The organism is Streptomyces sp. NPDC037083 (assembly GCF_055606485.1).
This window is the reverse complement of sequence record NZ_JBVJSQ010000002.1, coordinates 336,721-360,404: the sequence shown is the minus strand read 5'-3', so window position 1 is coordinate 360,404 and position 23,684 is coordinate 336,721. Positions and strand designations below refer to the sequence as shown.

The 23,684-nt window shown below is 71.0% G+C and carries 14 protein-coding genes and 1 pseudogene; 4 read left to right on the top strand and 11 right to left on the bottom strand.

Annotated elements, in window-relative coordinates:
* Positions 1 to 299 precede the first annotated feature (299 nt).
* Positions 300 to 2,861 carry a GH32 C-terminal domain-containing protein gene (locus ACZ7DE_RS06395; protein ID WP_470758578.1) on the top strand — a complete coding sequence of 854 codons (2,562 nt, stop codon included), beginning with the start codon at positions 300 to 302 and terminating at the stop codon, positions 2,859 to 2,861.
* A gap of 186 nt (positions 2,862 to 3,047) precedes the next feature.
* Here the strand turns inward: ACZ7DE_RS06395 and ACZ7DE_RS06390 are convergent, their stop codons facing one another.
* Complete coding sequence (locus ACZ7DE_RS06390; RefSeq protein WP_470758577.1) at positions 3,048 to 3,635, bottom strand: TetR/AcrR family transcriptional regulator; 588 nt, start codon at positions 3,633 to 3,635, stop codon at positions 3,048 to 3,050.
* 111 nt (positions 3,636 to 3,746) lie between these two features.
* Between ACZ7DE_RS06390 and ACZ7DE_RS06385 the strand changes: the two genes are divergently transcribed.
* The gene (locus tag ACZ7DE_RS06385; protein ID WP_470758984.1) at positions 3,747 to 4,757 is read left to right on the top strand and encodes an NADP-dependent oxidoreductase; all 1,011 of its coding nucleotides are present in this window, start codon (positions 3,747 to 3,749) and stop codon (positions 4,755 to 4,757) included.
* Here the strand turns inward: ACZ7DE_RS06385 and ACZ7DE_RS06380 are convergent.
* Both ACZ7DE_RS06380 and ACZ7DE_RS06375 read right to left on the bottom strand, forming a co-directional pair.
* The gene (locus tag ACZ7DE_RS06380) at positions 4,744 to 5,577 is read right to left on the bottom strand and encodes a hypothetical protein (RefSeq protein WP_470758576.1); all 834 of its coding nucleotides are present in this window, start codon (positions 5,575 to 5,577) and stop codon (positions 4,744 to 4,746) included. The two genes, ACZ7DE_RS06385 and ACZ7DE_RS06380, sit on opposite strands and share 14 nt — an antisense overlap.
* Positions 5,535 to 6,983, bottom strand: a complete 1,449-nt coding sequence (locus ACZ7DE_RS06375) for a non-reducing end alpha-L-arabinofuranosidase family hydrolase (protein ID WP_470758575.1) — start codon at positions 6,981 to 6,983, stop codon at positions 5,535 to 5,537. The genes ACZ7DE_RS06380 and ACZ7DE_RS06375 overlap by 43 nt, the downstream gene beginning before the upstream one ends.
* Before the next feature lie 1,039 nt (positions 6,984 to 8,022).
* On the opposite strand from ACZ7DE_RS06375, the gene ACZ7DE_RS06370 reads away from it, so the two are divergent.
* Positions 8,023 to 11,073: an RICIN domain-containing protein gene (locus ACZ7DE_RS06370; protein ID WP_470758574.1), complete on the top strand. Its 3,051-nt coding sequence runs from the start codon at positions 8,023 to 8,025 to the stop codon at positions 11,071 to 11,073.
* A gap of 191 nt (positions 11,074 to 11,264) precedes the next feature.
* On the top strand, positions 11,265 to 13,211 hold the full coding sequence (locus ACZ7DE_RS06365; protein WP_470758573.1) for a S41 family peptidase: 1,947 nt from the start codon (positions 11,265 to 11,267) through the stop codon (positions 13,209 to 13,211).
* On the opposite strand, the gene ACZ7DE_RS06360 is transcribed toward ACZ7DE_RS06365, so the two are convergent.
* The 8 genes and pseudogenes from ACZ7DE_RS06360 to ACZ7DE_RS06325 all read right to left on the bottom strand — a co-directional run bounded on the left by ACZ7DE_RS06360 (position 13,204) and on the right by ACZ7DE_RS06325 (position 23,634).
* On the bottom strand, positions 13,204 to 13,545 hold the full coding sequence (locus tag ACZ7DE_RS06360) for a CU044_2847 family protein (protein ID WP_470758572.1): 342 nt from the start codon (positions 13,543 to 13,545) through the stop codon (positions 13,204 to 13,206). The genes ACZ7DE_RS06365 and ACZ7DE_RS06360 overlap by 8 nt on opposite strands.
* A gap of 41 nt (positions 13,546 to 13,586) precedes the next feature.
* The gene (locus ACZ7DE_RS06355; protein ID WP_470758571.1) at positions 13,587 to 14,831 is read right to left on the bottom strand and encodes an extracellular solute-binding protein; all 1,245 of its coding nucleotides are present in this window, start codon (positions 14,829 to 14,831) and stop codon (positions 13,587 to 13,589) included.
* Positions 14,828 to 15,775 (bottom strand): hypothetical protein, encoded by a 948-nt coding sequence (locus ACZ7DE_RS06350; protein WP_470758570.1) that lies wholly within the window; start codon positions 15,773 to 15,775, stop codon positions 14,828 to 14,830. Before ACZ7DE_RS06350 ends, ACZ7DE_RS06355 begins: the two co-directional genes overlap by 4 nt.
* The gene (locus ACZ7DE_RS06345) at positions 15,772 to 17,184 is read right to left on the bottom strand and encodes a vWA domain-containing protein (protein ID WP_470758569.1); all 1,413 of its coding nucleotides are present in this window, start codon (positions 17,182 to 17,184) and stop codon (positions 15,772 to 15,774) included. The genes ACZ7DE_RS06350 and ACZ7DE_RS06345 overlap by 4 nt, the downstream gene beginning before the upstream one ends.
* Before the next feature lie 109 nt (positions 17,185 to 17,293).
* Positions 17,294 to 19,432, bottom strand: a complete 2,139-nt coding sequence (locus ACZ7DE_RS06340; RefSeq protein WP_470758568.1) for a tetratricopeptide repeat protein — start codon at positions 19,430 to 19,432, stop codon at positions 17,294 to 17,296.
* 9 nt (positions 19,433 to 19,441) lie between these two features.
* Positions 19,442 to 21,148, bottom strand: coding sequence for a trypsin-like peptidase domain-containing protein (locus tag ACZ7DE_RS06335; RefSeq protein WP_470758567.1), 1,707 nt, complete (start codon positions 21,146 to 21,148; stop codon positions 19,442 to 19,444).
* A 66-nt stretch (positions 21,149 to 21,214) separates the two neighbouring features.
* Positions 21,215 to 22,733: pseudogene (locus tag ACZ7DE_RS06330) on the bottom strand (glycosyl hydrolase family 65 domain-containing protein).
* A gap of 136 nt (positions 22,734 to 22,869) precedes the next feature.
* The gene (locus tag ACZ7DE_RS06325; protein ID WP_470758566.1) at positions 22,870 to 23,634 is read right to left on the bottom strand and encodes an SCO4225 family membrane protein; all 765 of its coding nucleotides are present in this window, start codon (positions 23,632 to 23,634) and stop codon (positions 22,870 to 22,872) included.
* Between the last annotated feature and the right edge of the window lie 50 nt (positions 23,635 to 23,684).

Below are 23,684 nucleotides of genomic sequence, written 5' to 3'. Positions count from 1 at the left end.
CCCTGACCTGCTCGGTCGCCGGTCCCAGTCTGCGGGGCGGAAGCAGTTGGCCCAACTGGCGAAGTGACAGTGGCGTTTGACGGACAGGCAGGGCGTGGCGGGTGGTTCCGCCCGAACCGTTGACGCCTTGGGCAGATTCAGCCCATCATCGGGCCACGCGATGTCATCGATGACACAAGTCATCGTTGACATCCCGGTTCGGTGCCGTGGACGACTGCGCCGCCCGGGCGTCACTTTTGGTCGGCCCACGCCAGAGCCGCAGGCTCCGCGCTGTGGACGGCCGCAACACAGGAGACACCATGAGCCCTGGACGTGTATCCCGGCATGCCCGGATACGAATGATCGCGGCGGTGGCAACCGTCTGCGCACTGTCCGCAGCCCCACTGGCACCCCAAGCCGTAGCCGCCGACACCCCGCCGTACTCCGAGACCTACCGGCCCCAGTTCCACTTCACCCCGGAGAAGAACTGGATGAACGACCCCAACGGCCTCGTGTACTACAAGGGCGAGTACCACCTCTTCTACCAGTACAACCCGAACGGGAACTCCTGGGGCGACATGTCCTGGGGGCACGCGGTGAGCAAGGACCTCGTGCACTGGCAGGAGCTGCCGCTCGCCTTGTCGCACGACGACGAGGAGATGGTGTTCTCCGGCAGCGCGGTCGTCGACCGGGACAACACCACCGGCTTCGGTACGAAGAAGAACCCGCCCATGGTGGCGATCTACACCAGCGCCTACAAGAACGGCGGCAAGCAGGCCCAGTCGCTCGCCTACAGCACCGACCGCGGCCGCACCTGGACCAAGTACCAGGGCAACCCCGTCCTCGACATCGGCTCCAGGGAGTTCCGCGACCCCAAGGTCCAGTGGTACGCGCCGACCAAGAGCTGGCTGATGACGGTGTCGCTGTCCACCGAGCACAAGGTGCGGTTCTACTCGTCGAAGAATCTCAAGGACTGGGAACTGCTCAGTGAGTTCGGGCCGGCCGGTGCGACGGGCGGGGTGTGGGAGTGCCCGGACCTGTTCCCGCTCGCGGTCGACGGGGACGAGAACAACATCAAGTGGGTCCTGGTCGTCAACATCAATCCCGGCGGTATCGCGGGCGGTTCGGCCGCCCAGTACTTCGTCGGCGACTTCGACGGCAAGACGTTCACCGCCGACGACAAGGGCACCTACACCCCGCCCGCCGGGACGGTGGTCCAGGACTTCGAGAACGCCGACTTCGGTACGTGGACGACGACCGGCGCCGCCTTCGGCGACGGACCGGCGGCCGGGGCGGTGGACGGCCAGGGGACTGTCGACGGCTTCGACGGCAAGGGTCTCGCCAACAGCTTCCACTCGGGTGACGGCACCACCGGCACCCTCACCTCACCCGAATTCACGGTCGACAGCTCCTACCTGAACTTCAAGGTCGGCGGCGGACGCCACCCGCACGAGCCCGGAACCGTCCTGGAACAGGGCCCGCCGCCTGCCGGGACGGTCCTCGCCGACTTCGAGGGCGGCAGCTACGGCGGCTGGACGACGACCGGTGACGCCTTCGGCGCGGCCCCGGCCAACGGCACCCTCCCCAACCAGCAGGAAGTCTCCGGATTCCTGGGCAGTGGTCTGGTCAACACCTTCCTGAACGGCGACTCCACCACCGGCACCCTCACCTCGCCCGAGTTCACCCTCGACAAGAAGCACATCAACTTCCTCATCGGCGGCGGCAACCACCCCGCGGGCTCCGCCAACCCCACCGCCCTCGAACTCCTCGTCGACGGCGAAGTGGTGCGCAGCGCCACCGGAAAGGACAGCGAGGCTCTCGACTGGGCTTCCTGGGACGTCGGCGACCTCGCCGGCAAGCAGGCGCGGCTCAGGGTCGTCGACGACAACACCGAAGGCTGGGGCCACCTCAACGTCGACCACATCATGCTCTCCGACACCAAGGCCCAGGCCGTCTCCCAGGAGACGTCCGTCAACCTCATCGTCGACGGCCAGGTAGTCCGCAGTGCCACCGGCGCCGACAGCGAGACCCTGGACTGGGCCTCCTTCGATCTGCGCCCGTACGCAGGCAAGAAGGCGAAGATCCAGATCGTCGACAGGAACAAGGCCGGCTGGGGCCACATCCTGGCCGACCGGTTCACCGAGGCCGACACCGCCGCCAAGTCCGTCGTGCAGCGCGCCGACTGGGCCGACTACGGCAAGGACTACTACGCGGCCGTGTCCTGGGAGAACGCCCCGGGCGGCAAGCGGTACATGGTCGGCTGGATGAACAACTGGGACTACAGCGGCGCCGTCCCCACCTCCCCCTGGCGCGGCGCGCAGAGCGTCCCCCGGGAGATGGGCCTGCGCACGGTCAACGGCCGGATCCGCCTGATCAGCAAGCCGGTCGACGGCCTGGAGTCCCTCCGGCAGCCGCACGCGGAGTCCGCGTCCGGCGTCACCGTCAAGAACACCTCCCAGCCCCTGATCGGCCCCGCCGCCGAGGGCAGAACCCTAGACGTCCAAGCGACTTTCTCCCTCGAGGACGCCGACCGCTTCGGCCTCAAGGTCCGCACGGGCGCGAACGGCGAGGAGACCGTCATCGGGTACGACACCACGACCCAGGAGCTGTACGTCGACCGCACCCGCTCCGGCGCCGTGGACTTCAACAGCACCTTCCCCGGCGTCCGGACAGCGCCGCTGAAGGCCAAGAACGGCAAGGTCGAGCTGCGGATCCTCGTCGACTGGTCGTCCGTCGAGGTCTTCGGCGGCAGCGGTGAGGCCGTGATCACCGACCAGATCTTCCCGGACCCCGCCAGCCAGGGCGTGCAGGTCTTCGCCGAGAACGGCACCGTGAAACTGGACAAGGCGGTTGTCTGGCACCTCGACTCCGCCCACGACTGACCCCGACACGAGGGCAGGGAGGACGAGGGCAGGGAGGACGAGGGCAGGGAGGACGGGGGCGACCGTCTGATGGCGAGCACACGACGCCGAGCGGATGGCCGCCCTTCTGCGCGGGAGGCGGGCGCCTTGACGCCCATGGGCTCGGGCCGGGCCGAGTTCGCCGGCCCGCGTGCGCGGCGATTCCGGCTACGGGCCGGGGGGCGGCGTTTTTCCGGCATCGGTGCTCGCTGGATTCGTCAGGATCGCGCTCGCGACAACTTCGAAGAGGCGATCGGCGCGTGGGGCGAGCGAGGGTTGATCGCCGAGCCACGCGAGCGTCGCCACCAGCGCGAACAGATCGGTGCCATCGATGTCGGTCCGCGCTACGCCTGCGGCCTGGGCACGGGCGAGGAGCCGCGCACCGGCCGCGCGCAGTGTGACGCACGAAGCGTGGAGTGCGGACTCGGGGTCCTCGATGGCGGCTGCCATCAGCACGGTCACGCCCCGATACTCGGTCGTCCACGCAACACAGTCGCGCAGCCACGAGACGAGAGCCTCTTCGGGTGAGCTCGACGTACCGAGCCTGCCTGCCCTCTCCGTCAGCTCGTCGAAGCTCGTGGCGAGCAGGGCCTCGAGCAGCGCCTCGCGCGTCGGAAAGTGACGCAACAGCGTCGCGAGCCCGACGTCGGCCCTGCGCGCGATGTCGCGCATCGACACGTCGACACCTTGCTCGGTGATGGCGGTGCCCGCTACTGCGAGCACGTGGTCGCGGTTCTTCCTGGCGTCGGCCCGCATCTGTCCCTCTTGACTATCCGGATCAGTGGTCCATATATTCGGATCAGTGATCCGGTTATGTGGATCGCTGATCCGGATAAGCCTATCCCGCAGCGCGGGCAGGAGAGAATGATGCCGACACACACGATGAGGGCCATCCGGCTCCATGAGCACGGCGGCCCCGAGGTCCTGCGTTACGACGAGGTGCCGATTCCCGTGCCGGGGCCGGGTGAGGTGCTCGTTCGCGTTCATGCGGTCGGCGTCAATCCTCCGGACCGGTACCTGCGCGAGGGGCTGACCAGGATGCCCGGGGAGACGGAATCGACGGTCACCCTGCCGGTGATTCCGGGGACGGACGTGTCGGGCGTCGTCGAGGCCGTGGCCGCGGACGTGGACGGCCTCGCCGTAGGTGATGAAGTCTTCGGGCTCCTTCGCTTCCCCGGCTTCGACGGCAGTGCGTATGCCGAGTACGTGGCCGCGCCCGCGTCGGACCTCGCGCGCAAGCCGGCCGGCATCGACCACGTGCACGCCGCCGGGGCGCCCATGGCCGGGCTCACCGCGTGGCAGTTCCTGATCGAGGTCGGACACGATCATCCCTCGCCCTTTCAGGAGGCACGGCATCGCCCGACGGCACTCGACGCAGGCACGACAGTGCTCATCAACGGCGCCGCGGGCGGCGTCGGGCACTTCGCGGTACAGCTGGCGAAATGGAAGGGCGCACGTGTCATCGCGGTGGCATCGGGCGCGCATGAATCGTTCCTGAGTGAACTCGGCGCCGACGAGTTCATCGACTACACCAAGAGCCGTCCTGAGGAACTCGTGCACGACGTCGACCTCGTTCTCGACACCGTCGGCGGCCCCGACAGCAGGAGCTTCCTGGGTACGCTCAAGCGTGGCGGCTCCCAGTTCCCCGTGCTCCCCGGGGACTTCGACGAAGAAGAGACCGCGAAGCTGGGCGTCACGGTCTCCAGCGCCCAGGTCCGGTCGAACGGCGCGCAGCTCGCTGAACTGGGACGGCTGCTCGACGCGGGCACGGTCCGCGTCGCGATCGACAGCACGTTCGCGCTCGCGGATGCCCGAGCCGCGCATGAACGCGCCGCCCGAGGGCACATCCAGGGCAAGATCGTGCTCACGGTCGCTTAGGAGCGAGACGTTTCACCGACGCGTCCGGCTGTCTTCTTCGGCACTGACGGGCGTAGGGGCGCCGGCGGGCGTAGGGGGTACTGGCCGATGAGACCCGCGCCGCCTCCGGCCAACCCGCCGGACGCGGGCAACGGAAGCCCCTGCCGCGGGTGAGCCGGTACTTCGTCTCGTGGCCCTTGTAGGGGTCGGTGACCGAACTGAGCAGCATCGTGCCCCGCCGCTTGTCCTCCGGCATCTTCGCCAGCTCCTTGCGCGCGAGCGCGACCGCGTTCTTCTTCACGTACAGGTAGTCGCCCCACTCCGTCACCGCCCGACCGAACTGCCGCCCGGCGAAGCCGGCGAAGCAGTAGGAGCAGCCCAGCACGCAGCCGGTGCAGGGGCTGATGACGTAGTCGTTCGACGGGGCTTTCGACTTCTGGATCAGGGTCTTCGCCTCGATCTCGACCGGCTCCATGACCGCTTCCTTCCCGCTGACCCGGCCGTCCCCGTCCGGGACGCCGCGTTCCTGGGCTGTCCGAGGGCCGGTCGGCTGAAGACCACCGAACCCATCGTCGGAGGCGAGGAGGAAGCCGACGACGTCGCCGGTGACCAGTTCGCCACCCGTCGACGACCCCGCCCTCGGCGACGCCCTCATGACCTGCCTCGGCGCCGCGCCGGAGTCCTCGCGTGTCCTTGCGTCCCGGTACACGGAGCAGGGGGACCTCGGGCGGAAGGGCGGCTCCGTGGCCTTCTGCCCGAGGTCGGCCGCGCGGATCATCGATGCCGGGTGGGCGTCCTTCAGCAGGTCGAGTTGGTCTGGGTGAGCAGGCCCATCCGCCATGGGATCGAGTTGTAGTCCGTGTCGGTGGAGTCGGGGTCCACGCCCTGGTAGACGTACCGCATGTGACAGGGGTCGATGGTCAGGGTCTGGTCGTTGCCGGCGCGGACCATCTCTCCGTGGCTGATGTCCTTCGTCCAGGGTGTGCCGGTGAAGGAGGTGTTGGCGAGGCCGGCGAACGGCTGGGACTCGCTGGAGGCCAGCGGGGTCCAGGTTCCGGTGAGGCTGGTGGAGGTCCAGGCCCGGAAGTAGCGGTGGGCCCCGATGGCCTCGACGATCAGCAGGTACTGGTCGGTGCCGGCGACCTTGTACACGTTGGACGCCTCGAACAGGTTGGCCGGGTTGGAGTCCGACAGTGCGACGACGGTGTCGCCGAAGCCGTTGGGGAAGTTCGCCAGACTGGTCCGGGACCGGAAGAGCTGCCCGTTGTCGTTCTCGGAGAACAGGTAGCAGTTGGCCGAGTCGCAGATGACCCAGAAGTCGAGCCACCCGTGGCCGTACTGCTGCACGATCGGCGGCTCGGTGGCCATGAAGGTCCGCGGCGCCGACCACGACGCCGGATTGCTGGGGTCGGTGCTCGTCGAGTACGTCGGCGGGCCGGTCTGGTAGACCATGTACCACAAATTCTGCGGCGCGAAGTAGAACACCTGCGGTGCGGCCCGGTAGCCCGGTCCCATCGGGGACACCTCGTCCAGGTACGTCTGCGGGGCGGACGCGGCCTGCGACCAGTCGGAGAACTTGAAGAACTCCAGCCCGTAGCCGAAGTCCGGGCCCACGGCCGAGGCGTAGACCAACCACTGGTTGTTGTGGTTGACGACCGAGAAGTCCTTGATCGCCACGGTGTTGTGCCTCGCGTTCGGCTTCGGCCCGGCCAGCACGCCGCTGGAGCTCCACCGGAACGTCGACGGCAGGGACGCGACGCCCCCGACGGGGACGAGTTGCCATTGCTGGTTGTTCCCGCCCCAGTCGGCGTACTGCACGACCTTGGCGCCGTCCGCGGTGGAGCCGCCCTGCACCTCGACGGCCTTGCCGCTGTTGCGGTTGATCAGCCGGACGTAGCCGTCCGGCGAGTCGGCCAGCCGGAACTGCTGGTTGGCGCCGTTGAGGTCACTCCACTGCACGAGGTCCGCCCCGTCGGCGGTGGAGTAGCCGTAGACGTCCAGCACCTTGCCGGAGTGCTGCGCCTTCAGCCGGTAGTAGCCGCCGCCCGAGTCGACGAACTGGAACCGCTGGTTGGCGCTGTCCTGGCGGGTCCACTGCGTGACGCGTGCGCGATCGCCGGTGTCCGAGCCGTACACGTCGAGCGCCTTGCCGCTGCCACGGTTGACCAGCACGTACCACGCGTTCGGATCAACGGTGGCCGCCTGCGCCGTACCGGCGGCGCCCAACCCGGTCAGGAGCGCTGCCATCAGGGCGGTCACCGCGGTGAGTAACAGCGTTCGCCTCCCGCGTCCCCACCGCGGGACCCCGCGTGCCGTACGCATGGCCGTCATCTGAACGTCCCCTTCGCTGAGTGCGGCTGCTCGTCCGCCGGGACGTGTGGCCCGAGACAGGGCTCAGCCGCGCTGACGTCGGAATGGTCGGTCGTCCTTGCCCGTACAGCTCTGCTGCGAGACACGGGTATCTCCGGCACCCGCCGGGCGACCGGCACCGTGACTTCTCCTTGCCGCTCAGTAGACGTGCTTCGCAACTTCCTGCTCAGTGCTCAGTGCTCAGGCGGCGGCAGCCTAGCAATACATCCCATGGCTAGGGAAGACGCGGAGTGACGGCGTCGTCACTGGTCAGGTTCAAGTTCACTGTAACCACAGGTAGTAGCGCTTCTCGAGCGTCTCTTCTGTGTGAAGTATGGACAACGCTTCCGTGGAACCCTATACATACGTCCGATGTTCCAGACGGTCGTTACGGGCCGGACATCTCCTTGACGCTCAAGACGGGGGCTCGCATGTCCTTCAGTGATCGACACGGCCTCAGCGGTCGAGGGCGCCGGCCGCGATGACCGGTACAGGCCACGGCGGCCATCAGGTCCTCGAAGGACCCGCGGTGCCGGTCATGCGCTGTCGTCGGCGCGGCAGCCGCCTGCGTGCTGACGGCGAGTCACCTCTCGTCGTGACGGCGGCGGCCACGCTCGTACCCGCGGTCGGCACGGACCCCCACTCCGATCACGAACCGCAGCGCCGTGTCCTCGGCGACCGCCCCCCGCGAGTCGGGCCTCGGGTTCCTGTTGCCCGGGCGGACACGCCGTAGCTCCGTGCCGGGCCGGCGTACCGGGAGCCGCCGTCACCGGTCCTCGAGCACGAGCGCTGCTCGACGACCCCACCGAGACGGGCTCGAGCGACAGCCAGCAGTCAGTCGATCGCATGCGCCACCCGGCAGTGATCACCAGAGCATTCCGGGGCCGGTGGATGTGAGCGCTCACATCGTTACGGATCCGCACACCGAGAGGTATTCATGCACCAGCACAGTCCGCCACACCGCAGACGCTTCGCGCAGTTGTCCGTGGCCGTCTCGGCGCTGTTCGCCGCGGTCCTGGCGGCGCCGCCGCCGGCGACCGCCGCGCCGGTGGAGGCGTCCGCCACGGCGGTGTCGGACATCAACGGGTTCACCGCGGGCAACGCCGCCATCAGGTCGGTCGACCTGGCCGGAACGTGGGGCTTCACGCCGAAGGGCCGCGCCGCGACGTCGATCAACGTGCCCGGCGGCGGCTGGTACAAGCAGGGCTTCACCGACGTCAACGAGGCGACGTACTCGCGCACCGTGACCGTGCCGAACACGGGTCAGCCGCAGTCGGTGTGGATCGAGTTCGGCGCGGTGAACCACGAGGCCACGCTGTCGGTGGACGGGCGGGTGGTCGGCACCCAGACCACCTCCTTCACGCCGTCGAACTTCGACATATCCGCCTTCGCCGCCCCCGGCACCACCCACACGATCAGCGTGAACGTCAAGGGCCGCTACGCCCTGAAGAACGCGAGTGGAGAGCAGACCCTGGTTCCCGACGCCGCCAACTGGTCCGAGGCGATCCCCCAGGGCATCTACCGCTCGGCGTTCATGCGCGTGTACCCGGCGGTGTACGTCAGCGACACCTTCGTCCGCACCTCCGTCGCCAACCAGACCCTCACCTACGACGTGTCCGTGACGAACACCTCCGGCAGCTCGCGGTCGGTGACGCTGACCGGCGCGCTCGCCTCGGACAGCGGTGCGTCGTTCACCTACCCGTCGCTGCCCAGCCGTACGGTCACCGTGGCCGCCCACTCGACCGCCAAGGTGACGGTCGGACCCGTGGCGTGGAACCTCGGCTCCGCCTCGTACTGGTGGCCGAACGTGCCCTACCGTGCCGGGTACCGGGCCCAGTTGCACAAGCTGTCGGTGCACGCCTCCACCGACGACGGCCGCACCAGCGACGCCGCCTACCGGTTCGGGTTCCGGGAGACCACCCAGAACGGCGAGTACTACTACCTCAACGGCGTACGCGTGAACCTGCGCGGTGACAGCCTGCAGGGCGCGGACTACGACCGGATCGACAACGGCGGCAAGGGCGACGCCTATGACACGCTGCCCGGCTTCCTCCCGCCGTCCAGCGGCAACGGCGGCTGGCCGCAGGCGGTCGACAACTACCAGCGGCTCAACTACAACGTGGTCCGCATCCACCAGGAGCCGGGCAGCCCGTACATGCTCGACGTGGCCGACGAGATGGGCCTGATGGTCATCGACGAGACCGCCATCCGCGGCACGTGCAGCTGCCAGGACTTCGTCGTCGGGCACGACAACATGGTCGACCACGCCAAGGCGCTGACCCTGCGCGACCGCAACCACCCCGCGATCATCCGCTGGAGCCAGAGCAACGAGAACGACATCAGCCGCTTCGACTCCGAGTCGTTCGAGAAGGACCTGTACGCGGCGATGAACGGCAACGACGGCACCCGGCCGATCAGCGTCGACACCGCCTGGAACACCAACCCGTACCCCAACATGCTGAACGGCAACTTCGCCGTCTTCTCGCACTACATCGACGGCATCGGCAAGTACGGCGAGGCGCGCGCCGACCTGGCCGGCCGGCCCGACGGCGAGGGTGAGTACGTCTGGGACAAGTCCAACACCAAGCAGGGCTTCGAGTGGTTCGCCACCACGACGGTCGCCAAGCGCGCCAAGGACGCCAGCGACCTGCGCCCCTACACCCTGCTGTCCGGCTGGGCGAGCCTCGTGCCCGGTGTGAAGAGCACCGACTTCGTCCCCGAAGAGGGCGGTCACCCCGTCTACGGTGAGGACAACCTGTCCGCCCCGTGGAGCAACCCGCAGATCCAGCGGATCCAGGCCGCGTTCAACCCTATCGCCGCCGTCGACCTGCCCTACTGGTCGGCCTCCGGCCAGTCGGACCAGAACGGCACCTTCCCGCTCCCGGACAAGGTGGACACCTACTCCCACAACAGCACCGTCAACCGGAACATCACCGTCTTCAACGACGACCTCAGCGGTACCTCCGTCGGTTTCAACTGGACGGTACGGCTCGACCGGCCCGACGGCACGGTCATCGCGTCCGGAAACGAGTCCCTCACCATCCCGCTCGGCTCCCGGGTCACCCGGCCGGTCTCGTTCACGGCGCCGGCCGGCGGCTCCCGCGTGTACCTGGTGCTGTCGACCATGAAGTCGGGCAGCACCACGTTCACCGACTCGGTCGAGTACCTCAACCTGGGCAACGCGGCGACCGACGTGGACGACGCCGCCACCGCGGTGACCTACAGCGGCAGTTGGGGTCACGCGAGCGGTGAGAGCGGCCCGTACGCCGGGACGAACTCCTACAGTGACACCACGGGCGACACCGCGACGCTCGACTTCGTCGGTACCGGCATCACGCTGCACGCCGTGACCGCGCCGAGCCACGGCATGGTGGGCGTCTCCGTGGACGGCGGGGCCGAGGCGCTGGTCGACCTGTACTCGACGGCGCGCGCCGGCGACGTCCCGGTGTGGACCAGCCCCCGGCTCTCCTCCGGCAGGCACACCATCCGCGTGCGCGTCACCGGCACCCAGCGGGCCGCGGCGACGCACGACTGGGCCATCGTCGACCGCTTCGAGATCGCCGGCCAACCGGTGGCGGGCACGAACTACCGCATCATCAACCGCAACAGCGGCAAGGCGCTCGCCGTCACCGGTGACGTGACCCAGAACGGTGCGAAGGTCGTCCAGAAGTCGGACGGCGCCGCCTGGACCATCAACACCGCCCCCGGGGGCGCGTACACGCTGAACTACGTCAGCAGCGGCAAGGCACTCGACGTCGACGGCTACTCCTCGACCGTCGGGCTCCAGCTCCAGCAGTGGGCGTCCAGCGGCGGCACCAACCAGCAGTGGTACCTGCGGCCCAACGCCGAGGGGTACTTCGCCATCGTCAGCCACGACAGCGGGCTGGCGGCCGACGACTACAACTGGGACGCCACCGACGGCGCGAAGATCGTGCAGTACACGGCAGGCGGAGGCGCCAACCAGCAGTGGCAGCTGGTACCGGCGTGATCCGTTCCCAACCGTCACCCGAGTCCTGACGGTTGAGGCCCCCAGGCCGCTGACGGCTGGTCAGCGGCCTGGGGCTCCCCCGTCCGAGGCACTTTCGGCGTCCGAACAGGTGAAGACGTCGTGTACGACCGTGACCCGCGTCGTCGGCGGCCCGACGTTGGGAGCCCCTGGCTCCGACCGCGAGGAACACCATGACGGACCTGGCCGACGACGCGACACCCATGTTCATCCAGCAGGCCGCGGAACCGGTCCGCGCCCACCTGGCCACCTCCACCCCGCTGAGCAGCTTCCTCACGAACGCGGGCACGCTGACCCTGGACGAACGCCGCCTCATCGTCGACCAGGCACTCGTACTGCTGGAGCAGAACTACGTCCACCTGCCCCTCAAGACCGCGATGCACGCCGTGAACCCGGTCCAGCGCCTGCGGGTGCTGCGCCGGCGTCTGGAGCGGCAGACCCGGCAGACCATGCCTGCCGAGTGGCTCTTCCACGCCGAGGTCTCGGAGATCTTCCACTCGGTCAGAGACCTCCACACGAACTACCTGCTCCCCGACCCTTTCGCGGGCAGGATCGCCTTCCTGCCGTTCCTCGTCGAGCAGTACACGGACGAGCAGGGCGCCCACTTCCTGGTCACTCACGTGGCCGAGGGCTTTACGGCACCCGGCTTCCGGCCCGGTGTCGAGATCACCCACTGGAGCGGCATCCCCATCTCGTCGGCCGTCGACCTGAACGCGGCCCGGTTCGCCGGCAGCAACGCCCCTGCCCGGCACAGCCGGGGCGTCCAGTCGCTGACCGTACGGCCGCTGCGCATCCACCTGCCTCCCTTCGAGGAGTGGGTGACCGTGAGCTACATCGATGACGGCGGCACGCGGCGCGAGCTGCGCGAGAACTGGCGGATCGTGGAGAACCTGCCGCCCATGGTGGACGCGGACGCCATCGGCACCGCGGCCCTCACCCAGGGGCTGGACCTCGACGCGGACGAGGCGAGCCGGGCCAAGGTGCTGCTGTTCGCCCCCCGGGTCGTCGCCCAGGAACAAGCCGTCCGGGCCGACGAACCGGCGCCCGGGCTGCGCCGGGGCGAGATCGCCACGACGATGCCGAAGGTGTTCAAGGCCCAGCAGGTGGAGACGTCGTCCGGGCGGTTCGGCCACATCCGCATCTTCACGTTCAGCGTGGACGACCCGGCGGCCTTCGTCCAGGAGTTCGTCCGCCTCCTCGGGCTCCTGCCGTCGGACGGGCTCATCGTGGACGTCCGGGACAACGGCGGCGGTCACATCCACGCCGCCGAGTTCGCCCTGCAGGTCCTCACGCCCCGCCGTATCGCCCCCGAGCCGATGCAGTTCGTCAACACCCCGCTCAACCTGCGTATCTGCCGGAAGCACCGGGGTGCCGCGTCGGGCATCGACCTGGGCGCCTGGGTCCCCTCGATGGAGCAGGCCATCGAGATCGGCGCCACCTTCTCCAGCGCCTTCCCGCTGACCCCCGAGGACGGCGCCAACGCCATCGGGCAGCAGTACTTCGGGCCCGTGGTGCTCATCACCAACGCCCGCTGCTACTCGGCAACGGACATTTTCGCCGCCGGGTTCCAGGACCACGGGATCGGCCCGGTGCTCGGCACCGACGAGAACACCGGCGCCGGCGGGGCCAACGTGTGGACCCACACGCTTCTCTCCCAGCTCCTCCAGGGCGACCCGGGCACCCCGTACGCGCCCCTGCCGAAGGGCGCCGGCATGCGCGTGGCCATCCGTCGCACCCTCCGGGTCGGCGCCCTGTCCGGCACCCCCGTGGAGGACCTGGGCGTCATCCCCGACGAGTCGCATCGCATGACCCGCCGGGATCTCCTCGAGGACAACGCCGACCTCTTCGACCGGGCAGGCCGGCTCCTCAAGGCCCGCCCGCCGCACGCGGTGTCCGTCATGGACGCCACTTCGGTCAACGGCTCCCTGAAGCTCAAGGTGAAGACGAAGAACGTCGACCGCGTGGACGTCTACGTCGACCAGCGGCCGTGCGCCTCGGTCGATCTCACCGATGGACAGGCCGATGTGACGGTGCCCGTCTCGGCGGCCGCCCACTCGGCCCGCATCGAGGGCTTCGAGGCCGGCCTGCTGGTCGCCAGCAAGACGGAACAGCTCAACTAGGGCCGGAGTCCGGCGGGGGCGGGGCCGTGCCGCTCCAGCGGAGGGTGACCTCGAGGTGGGTGCTGGCGCCGGCGCTCGAGAGGACGGCGCCGAGTTTGGCGTCCAGGACGACGCCGAAGGTGACCTCCACCTCGTCGGGCCGTTCGGCGGCGCTGCGGAACTGGCCGATCACCTCGGAGGCGGCGGAGGTGATCGGCGTCAGCGCCGCGCGGAGGGTCGTTCCCGCGCTTTCGAGACGGGTGCCCAGGCCCACGGCTCCGGTGCCGGTGCGGGCGGGTGGGGCCACGAGGACGACGGTGCCGTCGTCGAGGGTGAACTGGACGGCGTCCGGCATTTGCGGGCTCCTGAAGGGGTCCGGGACGGCTCGGGGGTGGTTCAGGGGGTGCTGCAGAGCGGAGTGGGCAACGACTTGGGGTCGGTGTAGCCGAGTTTGTTCTGGATCTTGTCGAGTGCCTTCAGCAGCGGCCCGGCCGCTTCGCCGTTCGCGTACTCCAGGACCGCTCGGTAGTAGGCGGCGGACACGTCGGGGTCCATCGCGTCGGCGGCGCTGAAGCAGAGCGTGTACGACGAGTGGAGCATCCCGGCGATCTCGCCCTGAGTCGCGTTGGCGTACTTCTTCACCCCGCTGTTGGCGGAGAGCGCGAAGCCGGGTCCGTCCACCCAGGCCTGCTGGGTGGACGTCTTCGCCAGGTACTCGATGAACGTGCCGGCGCTCTTGTTCCCGGTGAACTGTCCGACGAAGTCCGCCGAGACCTGCAGGGGTTTACCAGAGGGCGGGACGTGCCTGTACCTGCCCTTCTTCACCTCGTTCGCCCTGAAGGACATCGCGGACAGGGCGCCGTGCCCCAGGGAACAGCCCGCGGGCATCTCCTCGGCGGCGCCCTTGTAGTCGACCGTGGTCGCGGGCTTGAGAACGCCCCCGACGAGGTCCCCCCACGCGTTCCACGCGTCGTGGACGGGTCCCTTCTCCCACTCCGTGCCCACGGCCCCCGATTTTTGCCCCACGTTCCCCGTGGCCCAGTCGGTGTACGCGGCGGCGCCCTTCTCGGAGAGCAGGATGTCCGCTATCCAGTCGGCGCCCGGCCAGCCGGAGGTCGGGCCGGACTCCAGCCCCAGACACCACTTGTAGTGGCGGGAGCGGAGATCGGCCCAGTCCGCCGGCGGATTCTTGACGGGGCCTTTGGTGTCGTACCAGATGAGGCTCTTGACGTCGGCCTTGACGGGGACGGCGTAGACGTTCCCCTTGCCATGCATGCCGAGCCCGCGGAACGGCTGCACGTACGCGCTCGTATCGACGTCGAGCTTCTGGAGCGCCCCTTCCTCCCGGTACTTGGCGATCGCTCCCACGCTGGGCAGCACCGCCAGGTCGGGCTTGGCGTCCGCGGCCACCGCGGCGTCGAGCTGCTGGGTCAGGGCGCGGGTGACCTGTGGTCTGACGTCGATGTCGGGGTACTCGTCCTCGAAGGCCTCGACGATCGCGTAGAACGCCTTGAACTCGTCGTCGGACCAGGGAACCATGATCGTCACCGTCTCCTTCCCCGGACCGGCGCACGCGACCGGCGCCAGGAGCAGCCCGAGGACCAGGGCGCAGCGAAGGAGGGGGGCCGGAAGTCGTCTCATGAGCGAGGGAACCTGTATTCGGCGAGGCGGGGACGGTAGGCCAGATACGCGAGCGCACCGGCGGCGGCGAGCACGGGCAGCGCGATCGCCATGGTGAGGGGGGTGCTCTGGTGCCCGGTGACTCCGGTCGACGTGGTGGTCCTGTACATCGAGACCCCGATCGACGCGGTGGCCGCCAAGGCCAGGACGAGCGCCGGGCTGGGGTACCGGCGGAAGTCCCGGGCGACGATGCGGCCGGTGGCGCAGACCAGCAGCAGCATGACCGCCAGAGGGCCCATGAACAGGGGCCACAGGAGGTCGGGATCGCGCCAGTCCGACCCGAGCTGGGCAGCCTGGGCATCCTCCTCGATCTTCTTGAGGTCCTCCAGCGAATGCCCGAGGCCGCCGGTGAAGCGGACGATTTCGTCCTCGCTGTCCTTCTGCTGCTCGTCGTCCAGTGCGGCGGCGACCTTCTTCAGGGCCGGCGCCCCGTCGAGCACCGCCGTGTTCGCCATCTGCACGGTCGTGGCCAACTGGCCCTGGACGAACTGGATGTGGTTCAGCCCCTCCTGCCCGGCTCCGTTGCCCTCCGCGGCCGAGGTGAGGAGGGAGCTCATGCGGGCGGTGGCGTTGGCGAAGTCGGCGCCGGTGCCGGTCAGGGCGATCGCGTCGGTGGCCTCGGTGGCCTGCGGTGTCCCGGAACCGGCGGAACCCGTGGACCTCCCGGGTTCCTCGATCCCGGCGACGTCGTAGAGCGCCTGCTTCGCCCTCCCGGCCTCGCGCTGCGCGTCCTCGATGTGCTCGATGGCCGCCCCCGTGCGCTGAGCGGCGTCGAGCTGCTTTCCGGCCTGGTTCGCCACCACCAGAGACAGCAACGTCGTCACCGCGACCACGCACAGCACGCCCGCCCTGAGCCGGCGCAGCACCACGATCGGATGGGAGACGCGCGGCCGTGCCCCGGTCACAGCGCGTCCATCGGCTCATCGGCCACATCCGTGTCCCCGAACCGATGCCCGCACTCCTCACAGAACTTGGCCGTGGGCGACGTCGACGTCGTGGCGCACCGTGGGCACACGTGCGGCGCCCCGGCGTCCCGGGGCGGGAGATCGTGCGGGTCGGCCGGTCGTCTCGCGGTCTTGGTCGAGTCGACGCCGATGCCGAGGATCCGGCCCCGGGCGACGTCCGGTCGCACCCGCAGCCGGCCGTCGGGGCCGTCGGACGCCACCGCGCGCAGCAACCGCAGGCGCGTGGTGTCCCGCAGGGATTCCGCGAGGCCGATCGCGAGGCGCAGTTCGTGGTCCGCGCGGTCGAAGTCCCCCCGCAGATGGGCGTCGGCGCAGGCGCGCATGGCCATCCCGAGTTCGCGTTCGTTCTCGACGCGGGTGAGGTCGGGGGAGCGGGCGATGCCGAAGCCGGGCGTCGAACGGCGGCGCACGACCACGGCCGCGGTCTCGGAGCAGGGCCGCCGGGTCCCGTCGGGGAACTCGGCGTGCAGCGTGACGCGGGCGGCGCGCAGGATCTCGTCGACGGGCAGGCTGTTGGGGTCGACGCGGAGGGAGATCTGGTACTGCCGGCTCTCCGGAGGCCAGGAGCCCAGAGGGATGTGCGTCTCGGCCTCCCGTTGTTGACGCCCCGTCAGTTCGGCTTCGACGGGCCGGGTCTGCCGTACGAAGGCGAGCTGGAAACGGTGGTTGAGGCGCAGGCCCAGGTACACCCGGGGTACGACGATCCGCTGGGCCTCGCGCATCAGGCGGGTGAAGTCCTCGGTGAGGTCGGAGATGGTGACCACGGCCTCGGCGGTGCCGTGCAGGGCCTCGGTGACGCGGAGGACCTCGGCGTAGTGCCAGTCGTCGCCCAGCCCCCGCGCGTCGCAGACGAAGTGGTCGGCGCACGTCGCGAGGATCTCGCCGAGTTGTTCGGGCGTCTCGTGCTCGTCCTTGCCGTCCGTGTAGAGCACGGCGTGGCGCACCGTGCCGTGGGACTCCACCGAGTCGAAGAGGCGGCGGGCGCGCGCCAGCCACTGGCCGATCGCGGTGCCGCCCTCCGGGAGCTGGCCGACGACACGGAGCTTCGCGTCCGCCCGGGTGAGGGCGTCGACGCGGGCCAGGCCGCCCGTCGCCGGAAAGATCACCTCGGCGTTGTGGTTGCCCGCGACGATTCCCAACAGGGTGCCGTCCCGCAGGGTGTCGATGGCCGCGCACATCGCCCGTTTCGCCTCGTCCAGCTTGTGGCCGGTCATGGACAACGAGCGGTCCATGATGAGGATCTCGGCACTCGGAGTCTGCGCGGCGGAGCCCGTGGCGGACTGCGCCGTGACGGTGATCAGCGCGTCCGCGCGTCTCTCGTCGTAGGGCAGATCCGAGGGTGCGTCCACTTCCAGGGCAAAGCTGAGCCCTAATGGCGACCTGTCCCCCACCGGCACCACCCGATCGTGTCGCTGCGTGTTCCCCTACGGAGCGTGTTCACGTCATCGACGGAACGTGTCAGGAGCTTAGCCTGCCGGGCGTTGCTCCGAAACGGGAATGACCCGTTCTGCCACGCTTTCCCGTCCAGCCCCATCTCAGCGCCGGCCGCAGCCGGTTGGCGAGGTCCACCAGCGCCACGTACTCGCGCTCGGTCGGCGCGTGCGGGCCGAGGGCGCGGATCGCGTCGGACAGCTTCAGCCGGTCCCGGGTGCGCAGGAACTCCGCGTACTGGATCTCGGCACGCAGCGCTGCGGCTGCCGCCTCGTCCACGTCGAGGCCGGGCAGGGCCGCCCGGGCCAGGGCCACGTCGTCCTCGGTCGGTGCGGGGTGGCCCGGCTCGGAGAGGACCATGACGCGCAGTCGTACGGCCGCCACGCGCGCCTCGCGCTCGTAGCGGAACTCCTCGGCCAACTGCTCGGCGACGGCCACCGCCTTGGCGCGCTCGCCGGCCCGCAGCAGGACGCGGGCCAGGCCGAAGCCGGCCGCACCGAGCGCCGGGGTGGTGTCGAAGGCCATGCCGTAGTGCGAACGCGCCACCGCGCGGTCCCCTCGCAGCTCCGCGCACAGGCCGAGGGCGAGGGGCGGTATCAGCTCGCCGGGAAGCGCCCTGCGCACCTGGCCGAACACGACGGCGGCCCGCTTCGGTCGTGCGGCGGCCAGTGCGATCAGACCGCAGTACCAGGCGGGCAGCCAGTGCCAGTCGGGCAGGCCCGCCGCCGCGAGCTGGCCCGCCGCCGCCGCGGCGTCCCTTCTGCGCAGGGCGAGACGGCTCTCGGCCAGCGCTCCGCCGGCCGAGCCCGTGACGCCCGGGTCGTCGGGATCGGACAGGGGAGCCGGAAGGACGGCCGCGATGTCGCCGGGCTCGGGCGAGGAGAACGGTTCGGGCATCATCGTCAGCAGCCCGGTCTCGTGCGGCTGGGCCGCCACCCAGTGCGCGAGGGGCCGGGCCGCGCCCACCCCACCGTGCAGCGGCTCGGGCATCGAACCGAACAGGGCGGAGGGGCGCGCCACCTGACGACGCGTCGGCGGAGCCGCCACGACCTGCCGGATGACGCCGCTGAGCTGCTCCGCGAACTGCCGCGCCGACACGAACCGCCGCCACGGCCGCTCGGGGTCCGTGGCACGGTCCAGCAGCAGGTGGAGTGAGTCGACGCCCGGTGCGGAGCGGTCCGTCCAGCGGGCCCGGCACACCTCGCGCAGGGTCATGCCCAGCCCGTAGAGGTCGAAGCCGGGGGTGGGACGCACATGCTCCGGATCCGTCTTCAGCGGCGCGTACGCCTCCGTGTACGCCACGACCGGCCCGGTGTCCTTCGTGTGGCTGCGCACCGCGCCGAAGTCGATGAGCCGCACCCGGTCCAGCGCGCCCGCCGCGCTCTCCTCCCGGAAGCGGATGATGTTCAGCGGCTTGACGTCGCAGTGCAACAGGCTCCGGGCGTGCAGGTAGTCGAGCGCCTGGAGGACGCGGACGCCGTGCGCGAGGAGGGTTTCCAGGCGGTCGCCGTCGCGGGCCGAGAGCGGCTCGCCCGGCACGTATTCCAGGACGAGGTACGGCCCTTCGGGCTCGTAGCCCAGGATGCGGACGATGCTGTCGTGGCGGAGCCCGGCCAGGACGTCCCGTTCGTGCCGGGCGGTCTTGGCGACCGACTTGTGCAGCGCCTTGAGCACGACGTCGGTCGCGAGGTTGCGGTCGTGGGCGAGGTAGGCGGCGCCGTACGCCCCCGAGCCGAGGACACGTCTGACGTCGTAGCGGCCGGCGATGGTGAAGCCGTCGGGCCGGCCGAAGTCGTAGCGGGTCTGGCACATCGGGCAGAACCCGGCGATCCGGCCCGGTTCGCCGTCGTGGCCGCGGCCGACCGGCTTCCTGCAGGCGGGGTTGGGGCAGTGGCGGTGCTCCTCGGCGACCGGGCCCGACGGGGCCGGCGGCAACTCCGGGGCCTGATCGGAGTCGACCAGACCGAGGCCGTACCAGGGGTCCGGGCGTACGTGCGCCACGCCGACGCTCGCGCCGCCCCGCGCCGGCGGCTCGGGTCTCGGCTCGCGCTCCGCCGGCACGGCCTCGTCCTGCGGCAGCGGCAGCTGGTCGCACACCTCGCAGAAGCCCTGGTCGTCGATCATGCCGCGGCCGCACGTGGGGCGGTTGCACATCTGACGGCTCATCCCCGCACGTCACCTTTCCTCTAACCGTCGGTCGACCTCGTCGATGTAGCGCCTGACGAGCGCGCGGGCGGCCCCGAGGTCGATCGGCTCGGTCTTCAGCGCGCGGAAGGCCGGGGCGTGCCGTTCGGCGAGGCGGCGGTCCTCGGCGCCGAAGTAGCGCGCGGCCCGGACGCGGTGCAGCTCCAGTCGGGCGGTGAGGTCGTCGTGGGCCGCGATCATCCGGCGCAGGTCGTGATCGAACCGGGCCACCGCGGCGCGGGCGTCCTCGGCCCGGTCGTGGATCGCGGCGAGTTCGGGGTTCGGTTCCGTCGCCCGGGCCACGGCCAGCCGGACCCGCAGCCGGGGTGCGGCGCGGGGCGGCAGCCGGGGCGGGGCGAAGAACCGTGCGCCGCGCTCCTGTTGCAGCGCGGACGCGGCGTCCTCCTCCGCCGCGAGCCGTCCGACGACCTTGTGGACCTCGGCGGCGGTCACGCTCCGGGGGGCGTCCCCGCGCAGCGGTGCGGGGTCGAGGGACACGTCGTAGGCGAGGCCGGCCGGCGGCGCGCCCTCGAAGCCGAGGACGAGGCGGACGCCGCGCGACCGGGCGCGGGCGGCCAACTGCCCCAGCAGCTCCCGTACGAGGGCCTGCGGGTCCTGGGCCCGGTCGACGCCGCCCACCACCAGGCAGGCGGGCGGCACGCGGCGCAGCAGTTGCCAGCGCACCTCGTGGGGGTCCCCGCCGGGGAGCCCGAACCGGCGCGCCAGGTAGCCGCAGACGTCGGCGACCGATCTGCCGCGCGCGTCGTAGGCCGCGTCGATGGTGCCGAGTCCGAGGACGGTGTCCCCGGGGGCGCCGGTGAGCTCGGCGTCGCTGACGGTGGCCCGGGCCGCCGGATCGGCCGTGCGCACCAGACGGACCAGCCAGGAGTCGCCCACGGCGGTCGTGCCGCCGGTGCCGACCACGACGGCGCCGGACCAGCCGCCGTGCAGCAGCCGGGTGAGCTCCTGCGTCAGCGCGAGCCGCAGCGGGTCGCCCAGCACATCCGGCGGCAACTCGCCGTGCTCGGGCCCCAGTTCGTCATTGCGGTCACCGCCGGTGAACTCCTCGATCCGGGGCAGATACGTCAGGATCGTCTCGGTCGGCAGCATCCAGGCCGCCTTCGCTTCGCCGTTGACGTAGTCGGCCACCACGATGCCGATGACGCGGCCGTCGAACTCGCCGCCCACCGCCATCGCCCCGGCGCCCGAATAGCCCCGCTCGATCCACGGGTCGCCCTCGCGCATCCGCTTCAGCAGGCCCCACTCGCCCTGCCGGTGGCCCGATCCCGCCAGCCGCGCGTCCGCCCCCATGCCGAACGGTTCGTCGTGGGGAAAGCCGTACACCTGGACCATGCCGCCCGAGATGGGCGACTTCCACAGTGTGGTGCGGGTGCCGCAGTCGGCCGGCTCGTCGAGTTCGAGCAGCGCCACGTCGCCGCGCTGCGTGCCGTGCTCGTGCACCCACGTTCCGGGCACCACATGTGCCGTGCGCGTCCACTCCGGGCGGCACGCCACACTGCTGATCCGCACACGGGACGCGGACCTGGTCCCCTCGGGCGCCCCTCCGGCGTACCGGACCACATGCGCGCAGGTGAGCACATGCCGGTCGTCGAGCAGCACCCCGGCACCACAGGGCGCGCCTTCCCCGTCGTCCACCCTCACCCGCCACGGACGGTCACTGTGGTGATGCAGCGCCATAGGCCCACCGTAGGGCAACGAACGTCGCATGGAACCGGGTTGGCGGGACCGGGACCCTTCCGGGCGTCACCTCTGTACGCTCAGTTCGGCCAGTGCCGCCGTCGCACCGCGCACGCTCACCCGCACGTACCGGGCAGCGCCGCCGTCCGGCCGGCGCCAGGCCCGGCCGTCCGCCGAGACCTCGACGCGGGCCGACGCCGGACGCCTGAGCCACACCGGCCGGACCGTGCCGACGACCACCCCGCGTCCCAGGTCGACGGTGAGGGCGGCGTGCTCGGCGGCGGGGGACCACACGGTGGCCGGGCTGCCGTCCACGGCCGCCTCCGGGTAGAGCCCCGGCTCGGCCGAGGTCGCCGTCGCCGACCGGCAGCGGGCCAGGCCGGGGGTGGGGGCGAGGCCGGGACGGCGGCTCTTGAGGGTGACCGTGCCGGAGAGCGTGTAGCGGCCCTCGGGGGTGTCCAGGAGGATCGGCGCGCCCGAGCGCAGCCGGACCGTCGTGGTCCGCGGCCCGATCTCGACGTCGTACGCCCGTCCGCGCCACCGCAGCCCCGACAGCCGCACGCCGTCCGTGAGCTGGGGTGGGAGCGTCGGGCCGAGGTGCAGGGCGTCGGGGCGCAGCCGCAGCCCCGTCAGGCCGTGGGTGAAGACCTGCAGGAAGCCGCCCTTGCCGGTGAGGAAGTCCTGGGCGGGCGAGCCCGCGAGGGGGTCGGCGGGCGCCCGCCTTCTCGCCGCGCGACTCCGAGAACAGCGCGAACGGCCCCCGCGCGAAGGGCTGGTAGGCGCGCCGCAGGAAGGTGTACACGCTGCAGCCCGGCTCGCCGATCGCGGCCGCGTCGATCGCGTGCACCGAGTCCGTCGGACCCGTGTGTCGGCTGCGTCGTCCGCCCGGCGCCTCGAGCGTGGACGCGACCGCGCCCTCCGTCCCGCTGCCGTCGGTGCGGAAGGCCACGCCGATCGTGCGGGCGTCGACGGGCCCCGCCGCGGTCGGTGCGACACGGCGGGCGCCCCTGCCGTCGATGCGGTCGGTGAGGGTCAGCCGGCCGTCCCAGTGCGGGGTGACGCGCAGTCGTACGGCCGCCGTGTGCGGGTCGTCGCGGGAGGCGAGGACGTCGTACGCGAGGTAGGTCCGGCGGCCGTCGGAGGCGGTCCAGGTGACGCCGGTACGCAGGAGGCCGCAGCGCAGCGAGAGCGTCTGCCGGTACCGGTCGACCCGGCTGCCGGGGCCGTAGGTGTCGCCGCCGGCCGTCACGTCGAGCCCGGTCCAGTGGGGCAGGGCGGCGAGCGCGTCACGGCCGCCGGTGTTCTGGGGGCCGCGGGCGTAGAGCCCGGAGACGAAGGCGCCGTCGTAGCGCGGGGTGGACAGCGGCCAGCCGGTCTTCTCGCCGGTGGCCGCGTATCCGCTGCCGCCGGGCGGGACCCGGGTGGCGAGGTATCCGTTGCCGACGTAGGGGCGGTGGGGGTCGCGGGCGTCGATCAGGGTGGCGGTCGGCGCCCAGCCCCGCGCCGTGCACCCGTCGTCGGGGGAGCGGGACGCGGCGTGGGCGGCGTGGGCCGGCGGGAGGGGCGGCAGCAGGGCGGAGGCCAGGAGGGGGCGATGAGGTGGGCGTTCTTCACGGGTCGACGATGGGGGAGGGAAGGAGCGAACGGCGCAGATACGCGGGGAGTTACCACGTACGGGCGCCAATGGGGGTTGCTGGGCGTCGCCCGGACCGGCGGCGGTCTCAGACGGCCGAGCGCGGGGCCCGTGTCCGCAGCCGGTGGGCGAGCCGGCCGAGCAGCACGGCGTTGAACAGCCCGGCCAGGGCCGTGCCGGCGGCGAAGGTCACCGGGCTCAGCCAGGTGAGCGAGGAGTACTCGGCGGGCGTCGCCAGCAGGAAGGCGAGGATGCTCAGCGGCGCTGTGGCCATGAGCGGCCAGATTCCGGCGAACCCCGGGTCGGGCAGCACGTAGGCGGCGCACAGGAAGAACCCCAGCGCGGCGGCGACGACGGCGAGATAGCCCCGCGCGAGCCAGTTGTCCACCGCGGGCGCCAGCAGGGCCCGGGTCCCGCTCGGGCGGGGGCGTCCGGAGGGCGACGCCGGAGCCGGGTCCGTCGTGTTCGGCGAGCGGTGGTCCGTGGTGCGGGGCAGGGGTTCCCGCGCGCCGGACGGTGCGGCGGTCGCGGATCTCGCGACGAGGGCGCCGAGCGCGGCGGCGTTCACCAGGGCGCACAGCAGGAGCCATGCGGCCCAGAAGCCGACGGCCGCACCCTCGATCACCCCGTCGGCCTCGGCGCCGGGACCGAAGGGGAGGAGCACCACCAGGAAGGAGAGAGGGGCGGTGAGCGTCATGGGGCCGGCGGCGAAGCTGCTCTCCGGGACGAGGAACATGACCAGGGTGGAGGCGGCGACGACGGCCAGATAGCCCCGGGCGAGCCAGTTGTCCGTCGCGAGCGCGAACAGACGGCGCGGCAGCGGGAGTCGGCGCGGGCGGGAGAGAGACGGCATCGCGGGTTCCTTCGGTTCGATCCGGGTCGGTGATCTCCACGGTGAACCAG